At 47.4% G+C, this 11,439-nt stretch carries 12 protein-coding genes and 1 other annotated feature; of the genes, 4 read left to right on the top strand and 8 right to left on the bottom strand.

Annotated features, from left to right (window positions below; all coding sequences use genetic code 11):
- Positions 1-68: 68 nt before the first annotated feature.
- From M3079_RS05025 to ispE, 6 genes are all read right to left on the bottom strand, one after another.
- Entirely contained in the window at positions 69-1,046 is a 978-nt protein-coding gene (locus tag M3079_RS05025; RefSeq protein ID WP_249077652.1) for a bile acid:sodium symporter family protein, read from the bottom strand.
- Positions 1,047-1,138: 92 nt separating this feature from the next.
- Positions 1,139-1,408 (bottom strand) — a binding site (T-box leader).
- A 164-nt stretch (positions 1,409-1,572) separates the two neighbouring features.
- Positions 1,573-2,175, bottom strand: a complete 603-nt coding sequence (pth, locus tag M3079_RS05020; protein WP_021715905.1) for an aminoacyl-tRNA hydrolase — start codon at positions 2,173-2,175, stop codon at positions 1,573-1,575.
- Between the two features lie 59 nt (positions 2,176-2,234).
- Entirely contained in the window at positions 2,235-3,194 is a 960-nt protein-coding gene (locus M3079_RS05015; RefSeq protein ID WP_249077650.1) for a ribose-phosphate pyrophosphokinase, read from the bottom strand.
- A 112-nt stretch (positions 3,195-3,306) separates the two neighbouring features.
- Positions 3,307-4,677: a bifunctional UDP-N-acetylglucosamine diphosphorylase/glucosamine-1-phosphate N-acetyltransferase GlmU gene (gene glmU / locus M3079_RS05010; protein ID WP_249077648.1), complete on the bottom strand. Its 1,371-nt coding sequence runs from the start codon at positions 4,675-4,677 to the stop codon at positions 3,307-3,309.
- Positions 4,678-4,694: 17 nt separating this feature from the next.
- Positions 4,695-5,387: a GntR family transcriptional regulator gene (locus tag M3079_RS05005; protein WP_021715908.1), complete on the bottom strand. Its 693-nt coding sequence runs from the start codon at positions 5,385-5,387 to the stop codon at positions 4,695-4,697.
- A complete protein-coding gene (gene ispE, locus M3079_RS05000; protein ID WP_249077646.1) occupies positions 5,388-6,251 on the bottom strand; it encodes a 4-(cytidine 5'-diphospho)-2-C-methyl-D-erythritol kinase in 864 nt (287 codons plus the stop codon).
- Positions 6,252-6,462: 211 nt separating this feature from the next.
- On the opposite strand from ispE, the gene M3079_RS04995 reads away from it, so the two are divergent.
- Genes M3079_RS04995 through M3079_RS04985 form a run of 3 tightly spaced genes read left to right on the top strand, consistent with a single transcriptional unit; the run spans position 6,463 to position 8,745 of the window.
- Positions 6,463-7,368 carry a YitT family protein gene (locus M3079_RS04995; RefSeq protein ID WP_249077644.1) on the top strand — a complete coding sequence of 302 codons (906 nt, stop codon included), beginning with the start codon at positions 6,463-6,465 and terminating at the stop codon, positions 7,366-7,368.
- Position 7,369: 1 nt separating this feature from the next.
- The gene (locus M3079_RS04990; protein WP_249077642.1) at positions 7,370-8,269 is read left to right on the top strand and encodes an EamA family transporter; all 900 of its coding nucleotides are present in this window, start codon (positions 7,370-7,372) and stop codon (positions 8,267-8,269) included.
- Positions 8,266-8,745, top strand: coding sequence for a DUF523 domain-containing protein (locus tag M3079_RS04985; protein WP_249077641.1), 480 nt, complete (start codon positions 8,266-8,268; stop codon positions 8,743-8,745). Before M3079_RS04990 ends, M3079_RS04985 begins: the two co-directional genes overlap by 4 nt.
- Positions 8,746-8,796: 51 nt before the next feature.
- Here M3079_RS04985 and M3079_RS04980 read toward each other — a convergent pair whose 3' ends face one another.
- Entirely contained in the window at positions 8,797-10,620 is a 1,824-nt protein-coding gene (locus M3079_RS04980) for a cation-translocating P-type ATPase (protein WP_249077639.1), read from the bottom strand.
- A 233-nt stretch (positions 10,621-10,853) separates the two neighbouring features.
- On the opposite strand from M3079_RS04980, the gene M3079_RS04975 reads away from it, so the two are divergent.
- Positions 10,854-11,030, top strand: coding sequence for a hypothetical protein (locus M3079_RS04975; RefSeq protein ID WP_021715914.1), 177 nt, complete (start codon positions 10,854-10,856; stop codon positions 11,028-11,030).
- A 108-nt stretch (positions 11,031-11,138) separates the two neighbouring features.
- Here the strand turns inward: M3079_RS04975 and M3079_RS04970 are convergent, their stop codons facing one another.
- Positions 11,139-11,414 (bottom strand): metal-sensing transcriptional repressor, encoded by a 276-nt coding sequence (locus M3079_RS04970; protein WP_021715915.1) that lies wholly within the window; start codon positions 11,412-11,414, stop codon positions 11,139-11,141.
- Positions 11,415-11,439 lie beyond the last annotated feature (25 nt).

Here is an 11,439-nt window from a genome sequence, read left to right as displayed (position 1 = left end):
ACTGCAAGTTTGTTTTATCAGGCGCGGTGCGGCTTATTTCCGTTCAGCCTTCCGCGCCGCGTGGTTAATTATTTAGCAGGTTCTGCTTCAGGCATAACAGCCTGTGCGGATTCCTGTTTGCCGTTGCGTGCGGCAAAAATGGAAGCCAGAAGCGAACCGGTGATTTGGTGTACTACGCCGCCGATTGCACCGGGAACTGCTGCCATCGAGGTGAAGTGCAGTGTACCGAGCGAGCAGGCAAGCGCTGCGTTCTGCATGCCAACTTCCAGCATAACGGTGGTGCACTGCGCTCTGCCCATGCCGGCTTTTCTGGCGAGCATCCAGCCAAGGGCGTAACCGCCGAAGTTTTGCAGCACTACAACCAGAACCATAACCCAGCCGAGCCTTAAGATGGTTTCGCCGTTTAAGGCAACCATAGCGCCCATGATTGAAAGTACGCTGAATGCGGATACGAGAACCAAAAGTTTGGAGTATTTAACGACGAGTTTGTCGCCGACTGCTTTATGAACGAGGATGCCAAGAACGATTGGCAAAAGGATTACCTGAGATACGGATTTAAGCATTGCGAGGAAGGAAACTTCAACCCACTGGCCTGCCAGCATCCAGGTTAAAAACGGGGTAAGTAGCGGTGCAAGCAAAGTAGTTGCGGTAGTAAGGCAAACAGACAAGGTAACATCGCCTTTGGCAAGATACGTCATTACGTTGGAAGCCGTACCGCCCGGGGTGGTGCCGAGGAGAATCATGCCGATGGCAAGTTCGGGAGGAAGTTCAAACCCAACGGTTAAAACGTATGCGAGAAAAGGCATGATGGTAAACTGCCCTACGCAGCCGAAGAACACTTCTTTAGGACGGCTGAGCACCAGTGCAAAGTCGCTGGCACGCAGCGTCATACCCATGCCGAACATGATAACGGAAAGAAGCAGTACAGTCTGCGAAGCCGCCCAGGTAAAGCCCTGCGGGAAGAAGAACGCTGCCACAACAACTGCAAACACGATGTAAGTAAGATATTTGCCTACGAATTCTGCCAATTTGTTCAATACACTCATTTTTCATTTCTCCTTTGAATAAAATAATTTGTTTAATAACAAACCGGCGATTGTAAAGCTTTTTTACCAACAAAAAAGGCTTTGCCTCTTTTGTAAGAGACAAAGCCGAATAGCTCTGCGGTACCACTCTTATTGCCGTAATAATACGGCCACTTTACCGGCATCACCGAAAGTTTCACAACTGACGTTCAATGCCTGACGCTGTAACGGTCGTCCTCCGGCCACACTTACACAGGCGTTTGCCCTTCAGCTGGCAGCTCATGGGGGATTTTCATAAAGTGCTTTGATCTTATCTCTCAGCTAAATGATAAGTTCTCTGGAATCTGGGCTTCTTTACTACTTTTCCCAATCAACGCAATTTGTTATTTGATGATATTATTATAATAGGCATACAACACCTTGTCAACACTTTTGCGCTGATTTTTTTACATTTTTATTTTAAAGGTTTGTTTTTAATGTAAAATTGTAACATGCGTTACAAACTAAAATCTTAATGTGTTTTAGTTTTTGGGCAATGTACACAAAATTAATTATTTTCTTTGGCAGGTTCCTCTTTTTTCTTTTCCTTTTTGGTATTATATTCCTGCATTACGGCATCCATATCACCTTTCAGCCATAACTCAACAGCGTCAGCCATCTGCTTGACAGCTTCTTCAATTAATGGCTGTTCTTCTTTGCCGAAACGGTGCAGCACATGCCCGATAACTGCCGACGCATTGCGCTCCGGGTGGCCGATGCCGATTTTAAAACGCGGAAAATCGCCCGTGCCAAGATGCTGCTGAATGGACTTAATGCCGTTGTGCCCGCCCGCGCTGCCTTTACGGCGGATGCGCAGTTTGCCGCAGGGTAAATCGAGGTCATCCTGAATAACCGCAATATCTTCCGGATCGATATTGTAAAAATTGGCAAAAGCACCCACGGCTTCGCCGCTTAAATTCATATAGGTGGTAGGTTTTATTAAAAATACCTTTTCGGGAATACGGTGTTCGGCGCACATGGCGCTGCGTTCATTTTTCCAGGTGGTAATGCCCCAGCGCTTTGCAAGTTCATCGGCCACCATAAAGCCGATATTATGGCGCGTGCCTTCATATTCTTTGCCAATGTTGCCAAGCCCAACTATCAGTTTCATGTTTACTCCTTAATGCAAAAATAAGGCCCGCCGCGCCTGCGGCAGGCCCTTAATGTTTATTATTTGTGTTTTTCAAACAGCTGGCTTACAGACCAGTTGTTGTAAATGCGCAGAATGGTTTCTGCCAGAATCGGCGCAATGGAAAGCACTTTAATTTTGGGGTGCTTTTTGGACGGCGGCAGCGGAATGGTGTTGGTAACAACAACTTCCGTAATATCCGACTGGGCAATGCGGCTTACAGCCGGGTCCGTCAAAATAGGATGCGTGCAGCATGCGTAAATTTCTTTTGCGCCAAATTTTTTAACAGCTTTGGCTGCTTCTACCAAAGAACCGGCGGTATCAATCATGTCGTCGACAAGAATTGCGGTTTTGCCTTCAACGTTGCCGATAAGGTTCATAACTTCGGCTACGCCGGGTTCCGGACGGCGTTTGTCGATAATGGCCATGCCGCAGCCGAGGCGTTCTGCCATGGTGCGGGCACGGCTTACGCCGCCAAGGTCAGGTGATACAACGATGAGGTCCTCAAGATTTTTGCTTTTAATATACTCTGCCAGAATCGGCTGGCCGGGCATATGGTCAAACGGTACGTTAAAGAAGCCCTGAATCTGGGCTGCATGCAGGTCGATTGTTACAACGCGGGTAATGCCTGCACATTCCAGAAGGTCTGCCATCAGCTTTGCGGTAATAGGTTCGCGGCCGCGTGCTTTGCGGTCCTGACGGGCATAACCGTAATACGGAATAACTGCGGTAATGTGGGAAGCGGAAGCGCGTTTAAACGCATCAGCCATAATTAAAAGTTCCATTACGTTATCGTTAACGATAGGGCCGCAGGTAGGCTGTACAATAAAAATGTCCTTGCCGCGTACGCTTTCGTTAATCATAACCTGTACTTCGCCATTGTTAAAACGGTTGATAACGGCATCACCAACGGTTGTACCGAGATTTTCAGCAATCTCGCGTGCCAAGTCAGGGTTTGCGTTACCGGTAAAAATCCTCATTCTGCTCTCATCTGACAACATGGTCATATCCCTCCAAGTATGATTGAGTTGTATAGGTATTAAATTTCCGTAACCTTATAAATATAGTATACAACTTTTTACACAGGTTTAACAAGTAGTATAGCAAAATTTATCAGTCTTCGCGTTGTTTGGCGGCCCAGCCTTCAATGTTCTTCTGTTTGGCGCGGGCAATGCCAAGCGCGTCCTCAGGCACCTCTTTGGTAATGGTGGAACCTGCGCCTACATAAGCACCTTCGCCGATGGTAACAGGCGCAACAAGGTTGCTGTTGCAGCCTATAAAAGCGTTGTCGCCAATAGTGGTGCGGTGTTTTTTCTTGCCGTCATAGTTAACCATAATGCACCCGCAGCCAATATTTACGCCGCTGCCGATATCGGTATCGCCAATGTAGGAAAGATGCGGCAGCTTGGTGCCGTAGCCGACATGGGAATTTTTAACCTCGATAAAGTTGCCGATTTTAACCTTGTCTTCAAGCACGGTATCCGGGCGCAGATGTACATAGGGCCCCATTACAACTTTATTTTTAACGGTGCAGTCGTGCCCGTAGGTAAACTGCATTTCCACTTCGCTGCCAACTTTAACATTGGTAAGGCGTACAGAAGGCCCGATTACGCAGTCAGTGCCGATTTCCGTATTGCCTTCCAGCCAGGTGTACGGATAAATAACGGTATCGTTGCCAACTTTAACATCTTCGCCGATAAAGGTGCTTGCGGGGTCCATAACGGTTACGCCGCTGTCCATCAGCGCACCGAGCACGCGGCTGCGCAGTTCGGCTTCTGCTTCCGCCAGCTGGCGGCGGCTGTTTACGCCCATTACCATGGCGTTATCGGCAGTAATGGCGGCGCCTACTTTTTTGCCCATGCCGTTTAATTTGGCAAGCACATCAGTTAAATAATATTCGCCCTGCGCGTTATCGTTTGTTAAAGTATGCAGAACTTCAAACAGGAGCGGTGCTTCAAAGCAGAAAATACCGGTATTGATTTCGGTAATGGCCTTCTGTTCCGGTGTGGCGTCTTTTTCTTCAACAATGCCTGCCACATTGCCTTCCGCATTGCGGATAATGCGCCCGTAACCGTAAGGGTTGGGCATAATTGCGGTAAGCACGGTGGCAGCAGCGCCGCTTTGTACATGCTCGTCATAAAATTTACGCAGTTCGCCGGCGTCCAAAAGCGGAGTGTCACCGCAAAGAACCATAACGGTGCCCTTAAAATCTTTCAATTCGGCTTCGGCCTGCATTACGGCGTGGCCTGTGCCAAGCTGTTCTTTTTGGTATACGCTTACGGCCTGATTGCCGATAAGTTCGTTTACAAGTTCTGCGCAGTGGCCGGTAATAACCACTTTTTTAGCGGCACCGGCGCCGTCTGCGGCGTTAAGCACTCTTTGCAGCATGGCTTTGCCGCCAACCTTATGCAAAACCTTCGGCAGTTTGGATTTCATGCGGGTGCCCATACCGGCAGCTAAAATTACAGCAACAAGTTCTGACAATTTCTATACCCCATTTCTTATTTTTTCTTGCGTTCAGCGCTTTCAAGCATGTCTTTCAGCAACGTATGCTCGGCGTTTTCCATGTGCAGACGTGCAGCGTTCTGCGCCCTGTCAACATCATGGGCGGCAATGCTGTCCACCAGAATGCGGTGTTCTTCCATGGTATTCTGCAAACGCCCCGGATACATCATGGAACGGCGGCGTATCACTGTAATCTGCTCGCGCAGATTGTTAATAATGCCTGCCAGGCGTTTGTTGCGGCTGGCTTTATACAAAACATCATGGAACGCGGTATCAATTTCTACGATTTTTTCAATATTGCCGTCTTCAATATGCTGGCCGATTTCTACCAGCAGGCGCTGCATGGTTTCCAGCTCCTCGTCGCTGATGCGTTCGGCGGCAAGCCCTGCTGCCAGCACTTCAAGGCTGGTGCGTATTTCGTAAACTTCGTTAATGTCTTTAATGGAAATATCGGCCACATAGGTACCGCGGCGCGGTATCATTACCACAAAGCCTTCCAGTTCCAGCTTGCGGATTGCTTCACGCACCGGCGTACGGCTGACGCCCATTTCATCAGCCAGCTGAATTTCCATCAGCCTTTCGCCCGGGCTGAAAACGCCGTCAACAATCGCCTGGCGGATGGTTTCGCATACCAGTTCGCGCAGCGGCCGGTAGCTGTCAAGCTGAATAGGGCTTAAATGTCCGCTCATTTATATTACACTCCTTTTCACAGTTGTGGCAATCGCTGTTTCCAGTTTCCATGCCTGCAATGCTTCTATAATTTTCTGTGCTTCCTGTGTGCTGCCTGCAACGGCAAAAACAGTCGGCCCGCTGCCGCTCATAAGCGCGTACTGCGCTCCTGCGGCAAGCATTTCTTTTTTTATTTTGTTAATTTCAGGGTATCTGGCACAGGTTACGCCCTCCAGTGCGTTGCCCATACCCGGCAGCGGCAGCACGGCATTTCCTTTTAAAAGCGCTGCTTTCAGCGTGCCAATATCAGGATGCTGCGGCTCTTTTAAAGAATCAAATTCCTTATACACCCAGGCTGTGGATACCGCCTGCTGCGGTTTGGCAAGCACAATAACTGCCTCCTGCGGCTCCGGCAGCGCTGTTAATATTTCGCCGCGCCCTTCTGCAAGGGCTGTGCCGCCGCAGATGCAGAACGGCACGTCGCTGCCTATTTCAGCGGCAAGTTGTTCAAGCTGTACCGCATTCAGGCCAAGCTGCCACAAACGGTTCAGCCCGCGCAGCACTGCAGCAGCGTCGCTGCTGCCACCGGCAAGGCCTGCTGCCATAAAAATATGCTTATCAAGCGTTATTTTTACATCCGGCGTTTTATCAAAACGGTTTGCCATCAGCACTGCTGCCTTATACGCAAGGTTGCTGCTGTCGCCCGGCAAATCGCTGCGGCCGGTTTGCACAACCAGACCGCTGTGCTTTTCAAGCGTTACCGTATCGGCAAGGCTGATGCTCTGCATTACCATAGAAACCTTGTGGTAGCCGTCGGCACGTTTGCCGAGCACATCAAGCCCAAGGTTTATTTTGGCATAAGCTGTTTCTGTAATTTTTTCCATAAACATCCCTGTCAACTCAAAATTCTGTATACAATATATTTTAACATATTTTAAACATCTTGGCTTTATAACAGTTTAAAAAGTTATAAAAATTTTTAAATCTCTTTTAAATTTTTTATGCTTTTTGGGTAAATTCGCCTGCGCCAATTCCTTTTTTCTTCAAAAAATGATAAGATTATAACAGTTAAACAAATTTTAAAGGAGCGTATCAATGAGCTACCATATTTACCGTTATACCATGGTGGTTATCGGCTGCCTTATTACGGCCTCCGCCATTAACCTGTTTTACATTCCCAACATGCTGCTCAGCGGCGGTATTACGGGCCTGGGCTTTTTAATTTACTACCTTACGGGCCTGCCCATAGGCATGATGAACATTGTGCTGAACATACCGCTGTTTTACCTTGCGTGGAAGTATATGGACAAGGAATACTTTTTCGGTTCGCTTGCCAGCATGACCTTCCTTTCACTTGCCATTGACGCACTGCATTTTTTAACGGCTTATACACCTGACGTACCGGAAAAAATGCTCAGCTGCATTACCGGCGGCGTTATGTACGGCATCGGCATGGGCATAGTTTACCGCGTGGGCGGCGGTACCGGCGGCATGGATATTGTCGGCGGCATAATAAACAAATATTACAGCATCAGCCAGGGCACAACCAATTTTATTTTTAACATTTTCATTATGTTCTGCGGCACCATTGCCTTCGGCATTGAAGCCGTGCTTTACACAATGCTGACCTTCTTTATCGTCTTTAAAGTAACAAACTCTTTTGCTTCCGGCTTCGATTACAAGAAAAACATTATCATCATCAGCGAGCATTATGAGGAAATTGCCAGCGGCATTATTAAAATAGTAGGCCGCGGCGTAACCTATTTATACGGCGAAGGCGCTTACACTCATCAGCAGCGCAAAGTGCTGTTTGTTGTTGCCAAGCTTACGCAGGTAGCGCGCATCCGCCAGATTGTACGCAAAAAAGACCCCGGCGCTTTTATGATTATCACCGAAGCCAGCGACGTTTTCGGCAGGGGCTTTACTTCCGCCCCCAGCGGCAAGCATAAGCAGAAAAAGATTTTTGCCCTGATTAACCACTACGAGGAAGAAGGAAAATAATTTGAACGGCAAAACACGCCCGGTGCTTGCCATTATGGCAGCAGCCAGTTTATGGGGCTTTATCGGGTTGTTCTCGTACATTTTAATGTTTTACGGGTTCAGCCCGGTGCAGGTTATAGCCGTGCGCACCATTGCCGGCGCTTTATTTATGACGGCTTTTCTGCTTGTGCGTTCGCCTGCCTTGCTAAAAATAAACCTGCGCGATATCTGGATGTTTATTGGCACAGGCATTATCAGCGTAGTGCTGTTTAACCTTTTTTACCTTACAACTTTTATGCTCAGCAGCCTTTCGGTTGCCGTTATGCTGCTTTACACCGCGCCGGTATTTGTAATGCTGCTCTCGCTGCTTTTATTTAAAGAGCGGCTCACTTTCAGCAAAATACTGGCTCTGTGTTCCACAATTTCAGGCTGCCTGTTTTTATCGGGCATGCTTACCGGCAGCTGGCAGTGCCCGCCGGAAGCCTTTTTTACAGGTATTCTTTCCGGTTTTGGCTATGCTTTGTACAGCATTTTCAGCAAATATGCGCTTGTTAAATATAATTCAGCAACCATTTCCGTCTGGACTTTTTATATGGCGTCTTTGCCTTTGCTGCCGTTTTGCCAGCCGGAGGTTATGTTAACTGCCTTTGCCATTATACCAGAAACAGCAGGCGCAGCGGCAGGCATAAGCATTTTATGCACGGTACTGCCTTATTTGCTTTATACCTACGGGCTTAAATACGTTGAAGCCGGGTACGCTTCCATACTGGCAATGCTGGAGCCAGTTGTTGGCTGTTTAACCGGGCTTTTGCTTTTAGGGGAAACTTTTACTTCTGCCAAGGCGGCAGGATTCTTTTTTATACTGGCAGCCATTGTTATTTTAAACAGCGGCAGTATTTTTAAGAGGGGGACTGCAAAATGATTTTAATCAGCGCGTGCCTTTTGGGGCGCAACGTAAAATACAGCGGCGGCAACAATTTGTGCCAGTGGCTGGCAAAATATTATAACACGGAAGATTTTACAGCTTTTTGCCCGGAATGCCTGGCAATGCTGCCCATCCCCCGCCCGCCGGTAGAGATACAAAACGGCAGCGGCGAAGATGTTTTAAACGGCAAAGCCTGCGTTAAAGATAAAACCGGACTTGACGTTACCAGGGAATTTTTAAGCGGCGCACAAAAAGCCTTGCAGATAGCCAAAAAGAAAGGCGCCAATTACGCCATTTTAAAGGCACGCAGCCCGTCCTGCGGCTGCGGCGAAATTTACGACGGCAGTTTCAGCGGCGGCAAAAAATGCGGCAACGGCGTGGCAGCAGAACTTTTAATGCAGCATGGCATTAAAGTTTATACCGAAGAAACCATTACGGAAGAAGAACTTATTAAAATTTTACAGAACAAATAACAGCAAAACGCTGAACAAAAATGTTCAGCGTTTTTATTTTGCCTTACGTGTTTATTGTACGGCACAATGCACAAGTTTTTTGTTCTGTTTGCGGCAGCAGGCATTATGGCAGCGCCATTTTAAAAGCAGTGCCGAACTTATAATAACGGCCACAGAGCCTGCGTTATGCACCAGCGCACCTGCCACCGGGCTTAAAAGCCCCGTTACGGCAAGCACAATAGCCGCAAAATTAAGCACCAGCGAAAAAATAATATTTTTTCTGATAGTCTGCATCATTTGCCCGGATAATTCCAGCAAATGCCCAAACTCCCTGAAATCATCATTAATAAGCACTATATCCGCCGCATCAACGGCAATATCGCTGCCTACGCCGCCCATGGCAATGCCGGTGCAGGCTTTTTTCAGCGCCGGGGCATCATTAATACCGTCGCCAAGCATGCAGATATGCTCGCCATTATCTTCGTAACCGGCAATAATGTTTAATTTATCTTCCGGCAGGCAGCCGGCATAAACTTCGTCCACCCCAACCATGGCAGCAACACTTTCTGCCGCGTTAAAATTGTCACCGGTCAGCAGCATGGTTGTTTTACCGGCGCGCTTTACTCCGGCAAGCATATCTGCCGCTTCCGGCCTTACGGTATCGGCAAGGGCAATAAATCCGGCGGCTTCGCCGTTTACGGCAACATAAATTATACTGCATCCGCTTTGGGCGTATTGCTGCGCAGCGGCTGTAATTTCCCGGGCAATAATAATGCCCTCAGAGCCAAATAATTTTTCGTTACCGGCGGTAATTTTAAGGCCGTTTACTTTGCCCTCCACCCCGCGGCCGGCAAACATTTTAAAAGCGTCGGCAGGCAAAACGTTTTTAGCAAAGCTTGCAAAAACGGCCTGCGCCAAAGGATGTTCCGAAAGTTTTTCCACACTTGCGGTATATAAATATAAATCATCGTCAGTTAAAGCGTTATTAAAACTTTTTACTGCTGCCACCTGCGGCCTGCCATAAGTTAAAGTACCTGTTTTATCAAACGCAACACGTTTAACCTGTGCCAACCGTTCAAGCGCATCGCCTTCACGCACCAAAAAGCCGTGGCGCGCCGCATTGCCAATGGCAGCCATAACCGCCGTCGGTGTTGCCAGCACCAAAGCACAGGGGCAAAACACTACAAGCACCGTTACAGCGCGTATTATTTCGCCGGTAATATAACCGGTTACTACCGCCGTTGTAAGCGCCATTACCACTATCCAGGTAGCCCAACGGTCTGCAAGGCATACAATTTTTGCCTTGCCTGCATCGGCAGACTGCACAAGGCGAATCATACGCTGTATGGAGCTGTCTTCGCCAACCTTTAGTGCCCTCATTTCAAAACTGCCAAATTGGTTCACCGTCCCGCTTGCCACTTCATCTCCGGCAGTTTTATCTACCGGCAGCACACGCAGAATATCGCCCTTCCGTACATCTTCCGCACGGATAATTTCTTCTTTGCCGTCAACAATCCTGCGCGCAGTACGCGGAGAAAGACGCACCAGTTTTTCAATGCCTGCCCTTGCGCGGGCAACAGTTGCTTCTTCCAAAAGCGACCCCAACTGCATAATAAAGGCAATTTCACCGGCTGCAAAATCCTCGCCAATAGTAAGCGAAGCAATAAGCGCTATTGAAACAAGCACGTCCGCTTTAATGTCAAACTCCGTTACAAGCCCTTTCAATGCTCCCCAAACAATGGGCACACCGCATAAAATAACTGCAAGCCATGCCAAATCAAACGGCATCGGACGTATATCAAGCATGCTTGCCAATAGTGCCGCACCGGAAATAACAATGCACGCAAGCTGCATTCTCAATTCTTCATTTTGCAATATATTTTTAAAAAACTGCATCTTTACCGCCTCTTTTATACCCATAGGGGTATAGGTATTTATATTTATAATATACTCCCGGCAAAGTGCAATGTCAATAAAAAACCACATCTAAAACTCAACAGCAAACTTATTTTTTATGCCGGATTACTGTTATTTTGCTTTTCCAGTTATAAAATTTATAGCGCTTACAGCAAATTTGGTTTATAATAAAGATAAGGAAAAATCTTTGTTATAAAGGGAGGATTGCTGTTATGGATAACTATGATAACGATTTAATTAAACTTGATTATAGAAAGCGTCCCAAAAAATCAGCTGATAATATGACCCCTTATGATAAAGCCATCCGCATTATGTTTAAGGTTTTGTTTTTTATGGTTATTTACATGTTTTTTATGGGAATTGTAAGCTATATTTTAAATGCTTTTTAACTCCGTTCTCTGGCCTCCGCTTTAAGCGGGGGCTTTTTTTATGCAAAAAAATAACGCAAACACATAATGTATTTGCGTTCAGCGGTTACTGCTTATATAACTAATGCGTCAGGCCATATTGGCAAAACGCTCAACTGCTTTGGTAAAGTTTTGAATGGTTTTTTCGGCGTCGCCGTGTTCAATGCCGTCGCGCACGCAGTGCTGAATATGCCCTTCCAGTACAACCTGCCCTACGCGGTGCAGTGCCGATTTGGCGGCGTTAATCTGCATAAGAATGTCCTCGCAGGCCACATCTTCGTCAACCATTCTGTCAATAGCCTGCACCTGGCCGATAATTTTTTTCAGGCGGCGGTGCAGATTGTCAGCATCCATACATTGTCTCATCTAATACCTCCCATCAGGGCGTCAG

The organism is Phascolarctobacterium sp. ET69, from assembly GCF_023336935.1.
GTDB classification, from domain to species: Bacteria; Bacillota; Negativicutes; order Acidaminococcales; family Acidaminococcaceae; genus Fusicatenibacter_A; species Fusicatenibacter_A intestinipullorum.
This window is presented reverse-complemented; position numbering and strand designations above follow the sequence as displayed.